Source organism: Gordonia aurantiaca (assembly GCF_039939235.1).
Classification (GTDB): domain Bacteria; phylum Actinomycetota; class Actinomycetes; order Mycobacteriales; family Mycobacteriaceae; genus Gordonia.
Genome location: NZ_JBDUUF010000001.1, coordinates 111,868 through 127,549 on the forward strand (window position 1 = coordinate 111,868; position 15,682 = coordinate 127,549).

A 15,682-nucleotide genomic window follows, 5' to 3' on the forward strand; every position below is an offset into this window, starting at 1 on the left:
ACCACGGCGGTTCGAACCGCCTGATGGTTCGATACCGTTTCTCCCATGGATCGTGACCGCATGGTGGATGTCGGAGTGGGACTGATCTCGCGCTTCGGCGCCAAGGCGCTGAGTCTGACCTCGGTGGCACGGCATGCCGGCGTGGCCCGGGCGACCGCCTACCGCATGTTCGGCGGCCGCACCGCGCTGGTCGCGGCGATCGTCGAGCGGGAGGTCTCCCTGCTGCGTGTGAAGCTGCGGGAGTGGTCGGACTCGGCTCCCGACGCGGCGGGCAAGGTGCGCGCGCAGGTCGTCAACGTGCTCCCGTACATCCGTGAGCACGAGGCGCTGCAGTACGTGCTGCGCAAGGAGCCGGAGGAGATCATCCGCGCCCTCGTCGCCACCGACGACGCCACCGGTGCGACGCTCATCCACCAGATCGTCGAGCAGACCCTCCCCGATCTCGCGCCGGAGATCGGGGACCAGTTGGTCCCGGAACCGCGCGCCGCGGCCGAGTTCCTGGTGCGGACGATCTACTCGCTGATGCTGATCCCGGACAGTTCGCTGACCGACGAGCAGATCGCCGACCTCGTCGTGCGGGCGATTGTCAAGCGACCCGACGAGCAGGGAGACGATGATGGCGAAACCCGATGAACCCGGCACCGGCGGTGACGAGACCCTGATCCCCGTCGTGGAGATGCGGCGACCCCGCTGGGGCGATCCGCAGCGGACCACCGAACTCCCGGGTGCGGCGGCCGCACTCGCCGGCGACGTGCCGAAGAACCCGGGTGTCGACCCGTCGACGATCACCCCGCCCACCCCGGCCGTGCCGGACGGGGTGCGCGCCGACCTCGAAAACGTCGTGGGCGCCGAGCATCTCGCCGACTCCGACGACGCGCGGGTCCAGCACACGCGTGGCTATTCCACCCCCGATCTGCTGCGGCTGCGGTCCGGTGACGCCACGGACGCGCCGGATCTCGTCGTCTTCCCGGGCGGTCACGAGGAGGTCGTCGAGATCCTCCGCATCTGTTCGGCGGCGCGGGTCGCGGTGGTGCCGTTCACCGGCGGGACGTCGGTCGTCGGCGGATTGGCCCCCGACCGAACGGGATTCGCCGCCGTGGTCAGTCTCGACCTGCGACGGCTCGACCGGCTCGTCGACGTCGACGAGATCTCCCGCGTGGCCACCCTGCAGGCGGGACTGCGGGGCAGTGCCGCCGAAGCGCTGCTGCGCGAACGCGGTTGGACGCTCGGCCACTTCCCGCAGTCCTACGAGGGCGCCGGAATCGGCGGCTACGCGGCCACCCGGTCGGCCGGGCAGTCCTCGGCGGGCTACGGCCGGTTCGACGAACTGGTGGAGGGACTCGTCCTGGCCACGCCGCGCGGGACGATCGAAGTCGGCACCGCACCCCGGTCCGCCGCCGGACCCGATCTGCGTCAGCTCGTCCTCGGATCGGAAGGCGTTTTCGGCGTCATCACCGGCGTGCGGGTGCGCGTGCGGCCCGCACCCGAGGCCCGTGAGTTCGACGGCTGGCGGTTCGCGTCCTTCGCCGACGGCGCAACCGCGTTGCGCCGACTTGCGCAGGACGGCCCGCTGCCGACGGTGCTGCGTCTGTCCGACGAGGTCGAGACGGCCATCAATCTCACCGACCCCGGCCGGCTCGGCGCCGACGCGTCGGGCTGCCTGGTCGTCACCGGTTACGAGGGTCGCCTCGACGAGGTCGCACGGCGGCGCGACGCGGCGTCGGAGGTCCTCGCCGCGAGCGGCGGCACCCGGCTCGGCGACGCACCCGGCGAGGCCTGGCGCACGGGACGTTTCGCCGGTCCCTATCTGCGCGACCCGTTGCTCGACTCCGGTGTGCTGGTGGAGACCCTGGAGACCGTGACCTACTGGTCGAAGCTGCACGACCTGCGGGCAGCGGTCACGGACGCGATCACGAACACGCTGACCGCGTCGGGTACGCCGCCGCTCGTCATGTGCCACGTCAGCCATGTCTACCCGGCCGGGGCGTCGTTGTACTTCACCGTGGTGGCGCCGTTCGGCGACGATCCGCTTGCCGAGTGGGCGGCGGCCAAGGCCGCCGCGAACGACGCGATCCGCGCCACGGGTGCCAGCATCACCCACCATCACGCGATCGGTCGCGATCACCGCGCCGCCTATCACGACGAGATCGGCGCACTCGCGCTCGACGCGTTGCGGGCGGTCAAGGCGACGCTGGACCCCGCGGGCATCTGCAATCCCGGCATCCTGCTCTGAGCATCACACCTGAACAGCGCGCGCCGCGCCGTTAAGCTGTGGCGCATGGCCACCGACGCTGCCGCTCCGAGTCCCGTTGCCGACGATCAGGGTCACGGCGATCAGGGCGGGAACTCGACGACCAGCATCTATCTGGCGTCCGCAGAGGGGGAGTCCGGTAAATCAGCGGTGGCGCTGGGACTCCTGGCGCTGCTGGCCGCTACCGGAGGACGGGTCGGGGTGTTCCGCCCGATCACCCGGTCCGGCGCCGAGGGCCGCGACCCGCTGCTGGACCTGCTCATCGACCACGACTCCGTCGACGTCCCCTACGAGGAATGTCTCGGCGTCACCCACGAGCAGGTCCATGCCGACCCCGAGGGCGCTCTCGCCGACATAGTGACGCGCTATCACGCGCTGGACGCCCGGTGCGACCGCGTGGTCATCGTCGGTTCCGACCACAGCGAGGTCGGCACACCGTCGGAGCTGACCTTCAACGCGCGGATCGCGGCCAACCTCTCCGCCCCGATGGTGTTGATGCTCAAGGCTGCCGACCGCACCCCCGAGGAGATCGCCGAACTCGCCGAGGGACTCATCGCCGAGGCCCTCGCGGCGCATGCGACCCCGGTCGCGCTGGTCGCCAATCGCTGCGACCCGGCCGGACTCGACGACATCCGGGCGGCGCTGCGCCGCACCGGGTTACCGGCCCTGTGCCTGCCCGAGGAGCCGATCCTGTTCGCGCCCACGATGGCGGAATTGAAGGACGCACTCGGCGCGACGATGTTCAGCGGTGACCCCGATCTGCTCGACAACGAGGCCATGCGGGTGATCGTCGGCAGCATGACCGTCGAACACGTGCTCGAGCGCCTCACCGACGGAACGGTCGTCATCACCCCGGCGGACCGGTCCGACGTGCTGCTCGCCCTGGTGAATGCGCATACCGCACAGGGATTCCCACGTCTGACGGGCATCATCCTCAATGGCGGGCTCAAACCGCACCCGATGATCGAGGCGCTGGTCCGCGGGCTGAAACCCACGCTCCCGATCATCAGCTGCCACCAAGGCGCCTACGACACCGCGCGGACCGCCGCGCACACCCGCGGGCGGCTCCACGCCGGGTCGGTGCGCAAGGTCGAGGCGGCCTTGTCGCTCATGGAGTCCCATGTCGACGCCGAACAGGTCATGCGCACGCTCAACGTCGCGACGCCGACCGTGGTGACCCCGCAGATGTTCGAGTACCGGCTCATCACCCGGGCGCGGTCACAACGCAAGCACATCGTGCTGCCGGAGGGTGACGAGGACCGCATCCTGCGGGCTGCGGACCGGTTGGTGCGCCGCGGCGTCGCCGACCTCACGCTGCTCGGCGACCCCGATGCCGTCGGGCGTCGTGCCGCCGAGCTCGGCCTCGACCTGTCCGGCGTCGCCGTGATCGACCCGACCACCTCGGAATGGCTCGACGAGTTCGCCGCGATCTATGCCGACCTGCGCAGGAGCAAGGGCGTGAACCTCGAACTCGCACAGGAGAGAATGCGTGACGTCTCCTACTTCGGGACGATGATGGTGCACACCGGGCGCGCCGACGGCATGGTCTCCGGCGCCACGCACACCACCGCGCACACCATCCGGCCGGCCTTCGAGATCATCAAGACCGAACCCGGTGTCTCGACCGTGTCGAGCGTGTTCTTCATGTGCCTCGCCGACAAAGTGCTCACCTACGGCGACTGCGCGATCGTGCCCGATCCGACCGCCGAGCAGCTCGCCGACATCGCGATCTCCTCGGCGCAGACCGCGCAGGCATTCGGCATCGAACCCCGGGTCGCCATGCTGTCGTACTCGACCGGTACCTCCGGGTCGGGTGCCGACGTCGACAAGGTCAAGACCGCAACCGAACTCGTGCGGCAACGCGCTCCGGAACTGCTCGTCGAGGGACCCATCCAGTACGACGCGGCGGTCGAACCGTCGGTCGCGGCCACCAAGATGCCCGACTCGCCGGTCGCCGGCCGTGCGACGGTGCTGATCTTCCCCGATCTCAATACCGGCAACAACACCTACAAGGCGGTGCAGCGCAGCGCCGGCGCGGTCGCCATCGGTCCGGTCCTGCAGGGCCTCAACAAGCCGATCAACGATCTCAGCCGCGGCGCGCTGGTCTCCGACATCGTCAACACCGTAGCGATCACCGCGATCCAGGCCCAGCAGGACGGCGGAGGGGCGACCGGTGGCGGACAGACAGGGGCACAGGCATGAACCACGACACAGCGGGCGCCGTCCTGGTCTTCAACGCCGGGTCCTCGTCGCTCAAGTACCAGCTGGTGAAACCGGATACCGGTGAGGTCATCGCCGACGGGATCGCCGAGCGGATCGGCGACCACGACTCGTCGATCACGCATGAGCAGGACAACGAGACGATCACCGAGACACTGCCCCTGCCGGACCACAAGGCCGCGGTCGAGCGCGCCGAGAAGTTCTTCGCCGACAACGGCATCGACCTCGCCCGGGCGGGTCTGGCCGCCGTCGGACATCGCGTGGTGCACGGTGGACGTGCGCTGTACGAACCGAAACTCGTCGATTCGTGGGTCCGGTCGGAGATCGAGCGCGTCTCACCGCTGGCGCCGCTGCACAACCCGGCGAACCTGGTGGGTATCGAGGCCGCGCAGGCCCTGCTGCCGGACGTGCCGTCGGTCGCGGTCTTCGACACCGCTTTCTTCCACGACCTGCCCGCGGCGGCCGCGACGTACGCCATCGACCGCAGGTTCGCGACCGAACACGCCATCCGCCGCTACGGATTCCACGGCACCAGCCACGAGTACGTCTCCGGCCAGGTCGCGGAGTTCCTCGGTCGCGACCTCGCCGACCTCCACCAGATCGTGTTGCATCTCGGCAACGGGGCGTCGGCGTCGGCGATCGCCGGCGGTCGCCCCATCGACACGTCCATGGGCATGACCCCGCTCGAGGGCCTGGTCATGGGAACCCGCAGCGGCGATGTCGATCCAGGCCTGGTTCTACACCTCAACCGCGTCGAAGGCCTGAGCTTCGACGAGATCGACGACCTGTTGAACCACAACTCCGGAATGCGAGGCCTGTGCGGGGAGAACGACTTCCGGTCCATCAGCACCCTGGTCGACGAGGGTGACGAGAACGCCCGGCGCGCATACGAGGTGTACATCCATCGCCTCAAGCACTACATCGGCGCGTACACGTTCGAGCTGGGGAAGCTCGACGTCATCACCTTCACCGCAGGGGTGGGCGAGCACTCGGCCCGGGTGCGGGCCGACGCCCTCGCCGGCCTGGAGAACTTCGGGATCGTCGTGGACGCCGAGCGCAACGCCTCGGAAAGCACCGCGGCCCGGCGTATCTCCGCCGACGCCAGCGTCGTCGACGTGCTGGTGGTGCCGACCAACGAGGAGCTGGCGATCGCGCGGCAGGCCGCGGAGTTGGTCGCCGCTCGCTGGCCCACCAAAATCCCAGGGGCGCAACAGAATCGCGAGTACTGACGCGCAGTTCCGGGCTCAACCTGCGATTTTGCGGGGTCTCGGGGGCTGGGTCAGAACAGCGTGTTCGGCCGTACGTAGTTCGCGAGGTCGACGAGCATGAACCGGTGTTCGCGGTTGGTGCGCGTCTGACGCGCCAGCCGCCGCAGGGACTTCTCGGTGCCGACGCGGATCCCGTACTCGGTGAACGGGAAGCCGAGGATCGTCGACGGCTCCTTGTCGGAGGACTCCTCCTCGGGATGGTCGACGATCCAGCCCAGCGCCGTGCCGAGCACGATCAAGAGCATGCGCGGCTTGCGTGGCTCGGAGTCGGGGATCTGCTCGAGACGGCGCGCGGCCTCGACGATCTGCTCGCGGCTGACCTCCGACGTCGGTCGTCCGTGGACGAGGGCCATGATCGCGGTGAGCCGTGCGGTGTTGAAATGCCTGCTGGTGGGCGGCACCTCGTCGAGCGGGCGCACCGCGCCCTCGTAGTCGCCGGCCGCCACCGCCAGACGCGCCAATCCGAACGCCGCGGTCACGATGCTGTGATCGGTCAGCCACAGGTCGTGGTAGTGGTGCTGGGCGACGTCGTAGAGCCGGGCGATCTTCTCCTCGGAGTCCTTCGACTCCTTCTCGTCGGCCAGCCACCGGCCGATCAGCTCGGCGGTGCCGGCGACCGCGAGCTTCGGCGCGACCTCCCCCGGCATCGCCTGCAGGACCTCGTCGAACCGTTCGTAGGCGAGTTCGGGCTCGTCGTTCATCAGCGCGCAGATGCCCATGTACCAGTCGACGCGCCACGAAGGGCCGTGGTGCACACGGACTTCCCGCAGCAACTCCAGCGCGGTGTCGACGTCGTCGAGTTGCAGATGTGCGCGCGCCTCCGCCAGGTCGATCTCCAGCGACGGGTGAGCGTCATCGCTCGGACGTCCGCCGAACAGCGATGCGAAGCCCTCGGCCCGCGCGGTGTTGATCGTGTCGAGAGTCTGCCTCGGGTCGGACAGCGCCGCCGAGGTCAGCAGGCTCGCGGCCGGGTCGAGCGGGTTCACCAGCGGCAGCGGCAGTGCTCTCGCGATGTCGACAGGGTCGTAGAACGCCGCCTGGTCGGGGTCGAAGAAGCCGTCGACGGGCGCGAGCATCAGGTCGGTCCCGAACGTCGACCGCTGCGGCGTGAACACCGTCGACAGCGCGGGACGCGGGACGCCGGTGTGCACCGCGACCGTCTCGCGCAGCACGTTGAGCACCTGGGTGCTCATCTCCTCCGCCGAGGCGAACCGGTCCGCGGGATCGGGCGCCGTCGCGCGCTGCAGCAGCAGGTAGAACGACGGGTTGTCCCGGAACACCGGGGTGTCCTCCGGCGAGGGCAGTCCGTCGACGTAGCGTCCGTTCCGCATCTCCATCGGCACGGTCAGGACAGCGAGAGTCCTTCCGATGCTGTAGATGTCGGTGGCGACCTGTGGTCCGGTCTTGACTATCTCCGGCGCCTGGAAACCCGGGGTGCCGTACAGGTGGCCGTAGCCGTTGATCGGCGACACCGCACCGAGGTCGATGAGCTTGACCTCGTCGCTGCCGACCATGATGTTCTCCGGCTTGACGTCGTTGTAGACGAGGCCGACCGAGTGCAGGTACCCCACGGCCTGGAGCACCTCGAGCATGTAGGCGAGCGCCTGTTCCACCGACAGCAGCGACCTCTCGGGATCACCGGAGGTGATCTGCTTGAGCGTCTGGCCGCCGATGTACTCCATCACGATGTAGCCGAAGCGTTCACCGTTGTCGTCGACGTGCTCGACGAAGTTGTAGATCTTGACGATGCCGGGATGGTTGACCGACGCCAGAAACTGCCGCTCGGCCACCGCGACCCGCTGGGCCTCCGAATCCGAGGAGTTCAGCAGGCCCTTCAGCACCACGGGTCGGTCGCTGACGTTCCGGTCGATGGCCAGATAGATCCACCCGAGTCCGCCGTGAGCGATCGCGCCGGCGATCTCGTACTGGTCGGCGACGAGCGTGCCCGGGGCCAGGCCGGGGACGAACGAGTAATGGGCGCCGCAGTTCTGGCAGTCGCCCGACGGCGGGCCCTGCCCCTCGCCCTCCGACCGGCCGACGGGTTTGCCGCAGCGCCAACAGAATCGCTTGCTCTCGGCGATGACCGGATCATCGATGACCGCGTCCTCGGGCTCGATGTCCTTGATCTTGGGCATCTCGACCAGGCCGCCACCAAGGCGTCGCTCGTGCACCGGGGGACGGCGCCGCGGGACGAGACGGCGTCCGAGCGGCCCGGAGTCGGCGTGCGGCATAGGCGGTCCCGCGCGGACGACGCGATCGGTCCGGTCGTCGGCGTCCGCGCGCGGACCGTGTTCCCGGGGGCCGATGCCGACGGTGAAATCCGGTGCGGCTCGCTGCGTTCCCACCGCGGGGTCGGTGGTGCGCGGCTCGGTGGTCCGCGCGTCCCCGTCCCCGTCGGCGTCGGCGTCCTCGTCGTCGCCCATCAAGGCGGACAGGTCGGCCTTCTGGGTGCCCACCTCGACGGTCTGGTCGGCGTCGCCGTCGTCGGGACGGCCGGCCGACGACCCGTCCTCCCGTGACCCGGCGTCCCCGGGATCGTCGTCCGACCGACCGGCGTCCCGGGTGCCCGGCGGGTGCCGGTCGGTGTCGGTGTCGTCGCCCATGAGATCCGCGAGCGAGACACGCTGTGTGCCGACCTCCTCGGGAGTCGAGAGGTCGTCGTGTCCCGGCCCGTGTGGGTCGGGACTAGAGTGGTCGGCCGGTTCGTGTGCGTGAGCCATCGGCATCAATCCCGATACGACGGCTGCGGGGCGCCGAACCCGTCGTCGAGGATGGCCAGCCAACGGTCGCGGATCTGCTGCCAGCGGCCGGAGGCGCGGATCTCCTCCAGGACGCCGTTGACGAAGCGGACCATGTCGTCCTGGCCCTTCGGGATCCCGACGCCGTAGAACTCCTCGCCGAGGCTCGGGCCCACGACACGCACCCACGGGTCCTGCGCCGCGAGACCTGCGAGTATGGCGTCGTCGCTGGTCACCGCGTCGACCTGGCCCTGCTGCATGAGGACGAGGCAGTCCGCCCACGTGGTCGTGCTGACCATCCGCACCCGCGGCTGGATGGACTGGATACGCCCGATCGAGGTGGTGCCGCGGGCCGCGCACACCCGCTTGTCGGCGAGCTGGGCGGGCCCGGCGATGTTCGAGTTGCGGAACGCCATGATGCGTTGCGACGCCACGTAATACGGCGCGGAGAAGGAGATGTCGCGCAACCGGTCGCAGGTGATGGACATGGTCTTGATGACCACGTCCACGGTGCGGTCGCGCAGGGCGTCGATCCGCTGTGCGGAACTGAGCACCTGGAACTCCACGCGCTGCGGGTCACCGAAGATCGCCGCGGCGATCTCGTGGGCGATGTCGACGTCGAAGCCCTGGATGTCGCCGGAGATCGGGTCGCGGAAGCTGAACAGGTTGGACCCGATGTCGAGCCCGACGATCAGCCGGCCGCGTTCGAATATGCCGGCCATCGTGGAACCCGGCGGCATGCGGGCGGGCTCGGGCATCTGCGCGGGCGGGCGCAGGGTCTGCGTCGCATTGCACGCCTCCGAACTCGGCGGCGGCTCGACCGGGACGTCGGTCTGCACGCCGGGCAGCACCAGCGGCCCCGCGGTCGCGGTGGGGGGCGGAGACTCCTCGGCGGGGAAGCGGACGCACCCGGTCGCCACGACGGCCACGAACGCCAGCACCGCAGCGGCGAGCCAGGGTCTGCGCGACCGGCCGGATCGGGTGGGGTCGGCGGGGGTCGGACGTGAGGCGGTCATCGGTACTCCCGGATGCGGGGGACGAGCCCGACCACGACGGAGATCGCGGCCAGGAGGGAGAGCAGCAGGATGCCGGTTCCGGTGAACCCGAGCACGCGCTGCGCGGTGTTGATGTCGTCGCGGAACGCCGTGCGCGAGGTGGTGATCGCATCGACGAGGGCGGTGTCGACTGCTGCGTACGCCTGAGCGGAGCTGTTGCGGCCCTCGCCGACGGTCAGCTGACGCGCGCGGTCGAAGTCGCCGGTCTGGATGTACCGGCGCACCGCGGCGTCGGTGCGTTTCCAGTCGACCAGCGCCCGGCTCACCGCGTCGAGTTGTTCGGTGGTCACCGAATCCGGGCTCTCCGCGGCGGTGCTGCGGACGTCGGCGATGATGTCGTCGATCTTCGACGTGGTGGCCGAGAACGTCCGCTCGAGTCCGCCCTGGTCTCCGCGTCGGATCAGTGACAGTGTCTCCGCCGACCGGGCCTGTTGGGTGAGGATGCGGGCGGCGGTCAGCTCCCGGAGCGGGTCGGCGCCGTGGTTGCGGGCGTCGCTGGTCGCGGCGACCGACATCAGGCCCGACGCCAACAGCCACACCGTGCCCAGCGACAGCGCGGCGATCGCGCCGAGGATGCCGATGTTGAAACGCCGCCGCGTCTTGCGCGCGAGATAGCGCGATGTCAGCACCAGCGCGGTGAGCAGCAACAGCAGCGGGATGTACACCGTCCACGGCGGCCGGGTCAGCGACTTCTGCGGATCGGCGATCGCCATCGACCGCCGCTCGTAGAGCCGCTGCGCCGCGGGCAGGATCTTGTCCTGCATCAACGCCGACGCCTGGCCGAGGTAAGCGGAGCCGACCGGGTTGCCCAGGCGGTTGTTGGTGCGCGCGGTCTCGACCAGGCCGCTGTAGACCGGGATCGAGGTAGACAGGGTGTCGAGGTCGGCCGACAGCGCCTGTTCGGCGGCGTCCTCCTCGGTCGCCGAACCGGGCTCGCTCGACGTGCCGGTCGCGAGGATCAACGACGACGCCGCGGTCGCGAGCGCATCAGAGTAGCGCTGCCGCAGTTCCGGGCTCTCGAGGCCACCGGAGATGAACGCCGCGTTGGCGGACGCGTCGGCGATCGACAGGGAGGAGTAGAGGACCTGCGCCGCCTCGGCCAGCGGCTCGGTTCGGTCGATGAGTCGCTGCAGGGTGTGGGTGCGGTCGTCGAGGACGGTCGACGCGTACCAGCCGGTGGAGACGCACCCGGCCACGAGGAGCAGGCAGATCAGGATCAACTTGCCCGGCGTGGTGAGCGCGTAGTTGCGGATGGTCTGGAACGGCGACTGCGCGCGTTCGCGGGCGGCGGCGACGAGTTCGCGACGATCGGCGAGGACCTGCCGGATGGGCGGCGACGACTGGGCGGGCCGGATGGTCCGACCGCCACGCGTCAACACCGTCCGCACGGAGGACGCGTCGCCGGTCACCTGCCTGATCCCTTCTCAGAGTGCTGTGGATCGTCTCCGGTGGTCGATGGGTCACCGGAGGTGTCGGTTCCGGCTTCCCGCGACCTCGTCGTGGAGCCCTCGACATGGACCCGTCTCGGTGCTCCAGGCTGTCGGTGTCATCGCTCACCGGGTCGTGCGTGTTTCAGCCTATGCCATCTCGGAGCGTTCCTCCGGTCATCGCCCGGCAGGTCGGCGGACCGATCGACGGCCCCATTTCGTCATGATGGTTCGCGATCACGCTGGCAGGCCGGACGAGTCTCACTTACGGTGGAATGAGTCCGGCCCGATGGCAGGGGCGGGCCGCTAGGAGGCGTGGTGCGCGGAGACGGCGACGGCTGGGTGATCGATCCCGATGGTTCACGGTATTGGGGTGTTCACGGTGCGGCGGGACTGCTGCTGCGCGCCCCGCTGCCCGAGGGGGCCACGGGCGTCCTGTTGCAGCACCGCGCAGCATGGTCACACCAGGGCGGCACCTGGGCACTGCCCGGCGGAGCCCGGGACTCGCACGAGGGCCCGGTCGACACGGCGATCCGCGAGGCCGAGGAGGAGGCCGGCATCAACCGCGACGAACTGCGCGTCATCGCGGCCGTCGTCACCCACGAGGCCCCCAGCGGCTGGACCTACACGACCGTCATCGCCGAGACCGACGAGCCGATCGCGACGGTCGCCAATTTCGAGTCGACGGAACTGCGGTGGGTGGACGAGCGTCACGTCCACCAGCTGCCGCTGCACCCCGCGTTCGGCTCTGCCTGGCCGATGCTGCGGGAGCGCATCGCCGCCCTGGACCCGCAGGGCTGACACAGGCCCGCAGGGCTGACACAGAACCGCAGGCGCACGCCCCACGCGTGTGGCCGGGTTCAGCCCATCAACCGGTTCGCGCCCGCGATCAGTGCCGCGATGTTCGCCTCGTCGCCGGTGGCTCCCTGTCCGTACGCCCAGGCCTGACGCCCTTCGTTCTCGCAGAGCAGGAAGGTCGCGACCGCGCCGTCGTCGAGTCGGCGCTGGTGCAGCCGGTTGATCTGGACGGGTGCACCCAGATCGCAGAGGATCGAGGTCATCGCGCCCATCGGGCCGGCCGCGGTCGCGCTGCACGACATGATCCGGTCGGCGACGGCGATGGTCGCGCGGCACTCGACCAGGTCGCCGCGCGCCGGCGTGACCGACCACGAGCCCAGGCGGATGGCGCCGCTCGCGGCGTACTCGTCGGTGAATCGTTGCCAGCTCATGCCGCGGGCCTCCTCGCGCATTCCGCTCGGGAGCGGGCGGGCGAACCTGGTCATGAACGGGTCGCCGCATGCCGCGCGATCGTCATGCGCGGGACCCCTCGTGAGCTCGCCACGAGGTGAGAATGCCGGTGGAAGTCGAAGGAGATGCATCATGGAGGTCGATTTCGTTCGAAGAACGGATGACCGACGAGAAGAGCGCAAACCGAACCCGCAGCGGGGGGTCGGTCTGGATCAGACCCCGCTGCGGCGGGTTACGAGGAGAGCGCTCTTGATGCACATGGTCCGCCCAGGGTAGACCCACCGGCGGTCGGCCCGCAAACGGTTTTTCTCCGGTTCTTCGCGCGACCGCGGGGAATGCGGGGAGGGCATCGAACGGGACGCCCGAAGCCTCGGGCGTCCGAACGGCCTACAGCAGACCGAGGAGTTCCCGCGCGGCCCCCGCCGGATCGTCGGCGGCGGTGATCGCGCGGACCACGACGATGCGCTGCGCACCCCGCGCGGTCACCTCGGGCACGCGCGCCGCATCGATGCCGCCGATCGCGAACCACGGCTTCGACGGCGCCGCGGCGGCCGTGCTGTCGACGAGGTCGAGTCCGGCGGCCGCGCGCCCGGGTTTGGTGGGCGTGGTCCAACAGGGGCCGGTGCAGAAGTAGTCGACATGCGGGTCGGCGGAGGCAGCGGCGGCCTCGCCCGGGGCGTGGGTCGACGCCCCGATGATCACGTCGGGTCCGACGATCCGGCGGGCCTGTTCCGGCGGCAGGTCTCCTTGGCCGACGTGCAGGACATCGGCCCCGGACAGCGCTGCGATGTCGGCGCGATCGTTCACCGCGAGCAGCGCACCGTGCGCGTCGACGACCCGGCGGAGCTCGGCCAGCAGTGCCAGTTCCTCACGTGCCTCGAGCACACCGAATTGCTTCTCGCCGGGCGATCCCTTGTCCCGGAGTTGCACGATGCCGACACCCCCGGACAGCGCCGCGTCGACGAACTCGAACAGGTCGCCGCGTTCCCGCCGGGCGTCGGTGCACAGGTAGAGCCGGGCCGACCCGAGGCGACGGAGCCGGTCGGTACGGAGCGCTGACGGAGACTGCGACGAAGGGGAACCCACGGCGACCAGGCTAGCGGCGGGCCGTGACCGCGGGCGTATGGTGGTCGGCGAGAACACACGGGAGTCCGGGCGGCCGGGCTGAGAGTGCGGACCGATTCTCCGCTGACCGTCGAACCTGATCCGGGTCATTCCGGCGAAGGAAGGTGAATCCTGGCGTGAGCCACCAGAATCAACACGGCGTGAGCCACCAGAATCAACACGGCGTGAGCCATCAGGATCAGCACGCGAACCGGGTCGATGATCCAGACCGCGGGACGCGTGCACTCACCGTCGTCGGCGGCGGGGTCATCGGCCTGACCTGTGCGCTCGCCGCCGCAGACGCCGGCTGGCGGGTGCGGGTCCTCGATGCCGGGCACGCCGAACGCGCGTCCTGGGTCGCCGGCGGCATGCTCGGGTCGCTCGGGGAGGGGCAGCCCGGTGAGGAGGCCGCACTCGAGCTGTCGGTCGAGTCGGTCCGCCGCTGGCCTGCCCTCGTGAAACGACTCGACGAACCGGCCGTCGTCACCGCCACCGATTCGCTGTTCGTCGCGACCGGTGCAGCGGACGCCGAATACCTGCGCCACCTGGCCGATTTCGTGTGGGCGCACCAGCCGCGCACCGATTCGACGTTGAGCGCGGTGACCGGTCGTGAGATCCGCGCCCTCGAGCCAGCGCTCAGTTCGCGCCTCGTCGGCGGGTATCGCGCGGTCGGGGAGTGGTCGGTCGACAACCGGCTGCTGCTGTTCGCGCTGCGACGCACCGCCGAGGCCGCCGGCGTGCAGGTCGTCGATGCTCGGGTGGAGTCGCTCGCCGACCTCCGCGCGGACCTCGGGCCGGCCGCGCAACTGCTGGTGGCCGCCGGATTGGGCAGTCTCGCACTGGTTTCGGCGACACTGATGCGCGAGCTCCGGCTGCACGCCGCCAAGGGTGAGATCCTGCGTCTGCGCCGCACCCGGCTGTCGGTGCCGCCGCCGACGCACGTCGTCCGCGCCCGTGTCCATGGGCGCGCCGTCTACCTGGTGCCCCGCGCCGACGGGATCGTCGTCGGCGCAACGCAATACGAGACCGGCGACTTCTCCGACCGCACACCGCAGGCCGGCGGGGTCGCCGATCTGCTGGCGGACGCGATCGAGGTCATGCCCGGTCTGCGCACCTACGAACTCGTCGAGGCGGCCGCGGGTCTGCGTCCCTGCACCGCCGACGGCCTGCCGGTCATCGCGCGCGTCGACGCGAACACCGTGGTCGCGACCGGACACGGCCGCAACGGCATCGTCCTCGCCCCGATCACCGCCGAGCGGGTCGTCGACATCCTGGAAGGAGAGCACCAGTGACCATCACCGTCAACGGAGAACCCCTCGACGTCACCGGCGACGTGTCGGTGGCCGACGTCGTGACCCGACTCGGCCTTCCCGACCGCGGCATCGCGGTCGCCGTCGACGGCGCGGTGGTCCCGCGCGGGAGTTGGAACACCGAGACCGTGGCCGCGGGTGCCGTCGTCGAGATCGTCACGGCGGTGCAGGGTGGCTGAGCAGAATCCCGACATCCACGGCGCCGACCCGCTGCGGATCGGCGGTCGTGAGTTCACCTCGCGGCTGATCACCGGCACCGGCGGGGCGACGAACCTCGCGACCCTCGAACGCGCGCTCGTCGCGTCGGGAACCGAACTCACCACGGTCGCGGTCCGGCGCGTCGACGCCGCCTCCGGTACCGGGGTCTTCGATCTGCTGGTCCGCCTGGGTATCTCCGTGCTGCCCAACACCGCCGGATGTCACACCACCGCGGAGGCGGTGCTCACCGCCCAGCTCGCGCGGGAGGCATTCGAGACCGACTGGGTCAAGCTCGAGGTCGTGGCCGACGAGCGCACCCTCATGCCCGACGCCATCGAGCTCGTCGATGCCGCCGCGGCGCTGGTGGCCGACGGGTTCACCGTGTTGGCCTACACCAACGACGACCCGGTGCTCGCCGCCCGGCTGGCCGATCTCGGCGTCGCCGCGGTGATGCCGCTCGGCGCACCGATCGGCACCGGACTGGGGATCCTCAACCCGCACAACATCGAGATGATCGTCGACCACTGCTCGACCGCCTACGACGACCCGCTGCCCGTCATCCTGGACGCCGGTATCGGCACCGCGAGCGACGCGGCCCTGGCGATGGAACTCGGTTGTGACGGAGTGCTGCTCGCCACCGCGGTGACTCGCGCGGACGACCCGGAGCGGATGGCGGCGGCGATGCGTCACGCCGTGGTCGCCGGGCGTCTGGCCGCGACCGCGGGCAGGATTCCCAAGCGGTTCTGGGCGCAGGCGTCGTCACCGGGAGCAGACCGGCATCCGGCGGGCTGAGGCCACCTCGGCAACCGAGGCACTCGTCGCCTGCTCGGCGTGCCTCGGCGGCGGTCGGTTCGACGGTTCCG

General features: G+C 70.2%; 13 protein-coding genes. 8 read left to right on the forward strand and 5 right to left on the reverse strand.

Annotation, left to right across the window (positions count from 1 at the left end; translation table 11 throughout):
* Window positions 1–45 precede the first annotated feature (45 nt).
* From ABFT43_RS00500 to ABFT43_RS00515, 4 genes are read left to right on the forward strand one after another with little or no spacing between them, the layout of a single operon-like run.
* Entirely contained in the window at window positions 46–633 is a 588-nt protein-coding gene (locus ABFT43_RS00500) for a TetR/AcrR family transcriptional regulator (RefSeq protein WP_347958451.1), read from the forward strand.
* The gene (locus ABFT43_RS00505; protein ID WP_347958452.1) at window positions 617–2,233 is read left to right on the forward strand and encodes an FAD-binding oxidoreductase; all 1,617 of its coding nucleotides are present in this window, start codon (window positions 617–619) and stop codon (window positions 2,231–2,233) included. Before ABFT43_RS00500 ends, ABFT43_RS00505 begins: the two co-directional genes overlap by 17 nt.
* A 45-nt stretch (window positions 2,234–2,278) precedes the next feature.
* A complete protein-coding gene (pta, locus tag ABFT43_RS00510) occupies window positions 2,279–4,453 on the forward strand; it encodes a phosphate acetyltransferase (protein ID WP_347958453.1) in 2,175 nt (724 codons plus the stop codon).
* A complete protein-coding gene (locus ABFT43_RS00515; RefSeq protein ID WP_347958454.1) occupies window positions 4,450–5,700 on the forward strand; it encodes an acetate kinase in 1,251 nt (416 codons plus the stop codon). Before pta ends, ABFT43_RS00515 begins: the two co-directional genes overlap by 4 nt.
* A 50-nt stretch (window positions 5,701–5,750) precedes the next feature.
* Here ABFT43_RS00515 and ABFT43_RS00520 read toward each other — a convergent pair whose 3' ends face one another.
* From ABFT43_RS00520 to ABFT43_RS00530, 3 genes are read right to left on the reverse strand one after another with little or no spacing between them, the layout of a single operon-like run.
* Window positions 5,751–8,465, reverse strand: coding sequence for a serine/threonine-protein kinase (locus tag ABFT43_RS00520; RefSeq protein WP_347958455.1), 2,715 nt, complete (start codon window positions 8,463–8,465; stop codon window positions 5,751–5,753).
* Window positions 8,465–9,493 carry a glutamate ABC transporter substrate-binding protein gene (locus ABFT43_RS00525; protein WP_347958456.1) on the reverse strand — a complete coding sequence of 343 codons (1,029 nt, stop codon included), beginning with the start codon at window positions 9,491–9,493 and terminating at the stop codon, window positions 8,465–8,467. The genes ABFT43_RS00520 and ABFT43_RS00525 overlap by 1 nt, the downstream gene beginning before the upstream one ends.
* Window positions 9,490–10,941: a hypothetical protein gene (locus ABFT43_RS00530; protein ID WP_347958457.1), complete on the reverse strand. Its 1,452-nt coding sequence runs from the start codon at window positions 10,939–10,941 to the stop codon at window positions 9,490–9,492. Before ABFT43_RS00530 ends, ABFT43_RS00525 begins: the two co-directional genes overlap by 4 nt.
* A gap of 336 nt (window positions 10,942–11,277) precedes the next feature.
* On the opposite strand from ABFT43_RS00530, the gene ABFT43_RS00535 reads away from it, so the two are divergent.
* Complete coding sequence (locus ABFT43_RS00535; RefSeq protein ID WP_347958458.1) at window positions 11,278–11,760, forward strand: NUDIX hydrolase; 483 nt, start codon at window positions 11,278–11,280, stop codon at window positions 11,758–11,760.
* Between the two features lie 59 nt (window positions 11,761–11,819).
* Here ABFT43_RS00535 and ABFT43_RS00540 read toward each other — a convergent pair whose 3' ends face one another.
* Both ABFT43_RS00540 and thiE read right to left on the reverse strand, forming a co-directional pair.
* A complete protein-coding gene (locus ABFT43_RS00540) occupies window positions 11,820–12,188 on the reverse strand; it encodes a hypothetical protein (RefSeq protein ID WP_347958459.1) in 369 nt (122 codons plus the stop codon).
* A gap of 406 nt (window positions 12,189–12,594) precedes the next feature.
* Window positions 12,595–13,293, reverse strand: a complete 699-nt coding sequence (gene thiE, locus ABFT43_RS00545) for a thiamine phosphate synthase (RefSeq protein WP_347958460.1) — start codon at window positions 13,291–13,293, stop codon at window positions 12,595–12,597.
* 203 nt (window positions 13,294–13,496) lie between these two features.
* Here thiE and thiO point away from each other — a divergent pair, with 203 nt between their 5' ends.
* Genes thiO through thiG form a run of 3 tightly spaced genes read left to right on the forward strand, consistent with a single transcriptional unit; the run spans window position 13,497 to window position 15,611 of the window.
* Window positions 13,497–14,603 (forward strand): glycine oxidase ThiO, encoded by a 1,107-nt coding sequence (thiO, locus tag ABFT43_RS00550; RefSeq protein WP_347958461.1) that lies wholly within the window; start codon window positions 13,497–13,499, stop codon window positions 14,601–14,603.
* The gene (thiS, locus tag ABFT43_RS00555) at window positions 14,600–14,800 is read left to right on the forward strand and encodes a sulfur carrier protein ThiS (RefSeq protein ID WP_347958462.1); all 201 of its coding nucleotides are present in this window, start codon (window positions 14,600–14,602) and stop codon (window positions 14,798–14,800) included. The genes thiO and thiS overlap by 4 nt, the downstream gene beginning before the upstream one ends.
* Window positions 14,793–15,611: a thiazole synthase gene (thiG, locus tag ABFT43_RS00560; RefSeq protein WP_347958463.1), complete on the forward strand. Its 819-nt coding sequence runs from the start codon at window positions 14,793–14,795 to the stop codon at window positions 15,609–15,611. The genes thiS and thiG overlap by 8 nt, the downstream gene beginning before the upstream one ends.
* The last annotated feature ends 71 nt before the right edge of the window (window positions 15,612–15,682 follow it).

Bases quoted from the DNA above. Each gene is read 5' to 3' on its own strand.
- ABFT43_RS00505 (WP_347958452.1), top strand. From the start codon at position 617: ATGGCGAAACCCGATGAACCCGGCACCGGCGGTGACGAGACCCTGATC.
- ABFT43_RS00500 (WP_347958451.1), top strand. From the start codon at position 46: ATGGATCGTGACCGCATGGTGGATGTCGGAGTGGGACTGATCTCGCGC.
- ABFT43_RS00520 (WP_347958455.1), bottom strand. From the start codon at position 8,465: ATGCCGATGGCTCACGCACACGAACCGGCCGACCACTCTAGTCCCGAC.
- ABFT43_RS00515 (WP_347958454.1), top strand. From the start codon at position 4,450: ATGAACCACGACACAGCGGGCGCCGTCCTGGTCTTCAACGCCGGGTCC.
- ABFT43_RS00540 (WP_347958459.1), bottom strand. From the start codon at position 12,188: ATGAGCTGGCAACGATTCACCGACGAGTACGCCGCGAGCGGCGCCATC.
- pta (WP_347958453.1), top strand. From the start codon at position 2,279: ATGGCCACCGACGCTGCCGCTCCGAGTCCCGTTGCCGACGATCAGGGT.
- ABFT43_RS00525 (WP_347958456.1), bottom strand. From the start codon at position 9,493: ATGACCGCCTCACGTCCGACCCCCGCCGACCCCACCCGATCCGGCCGG.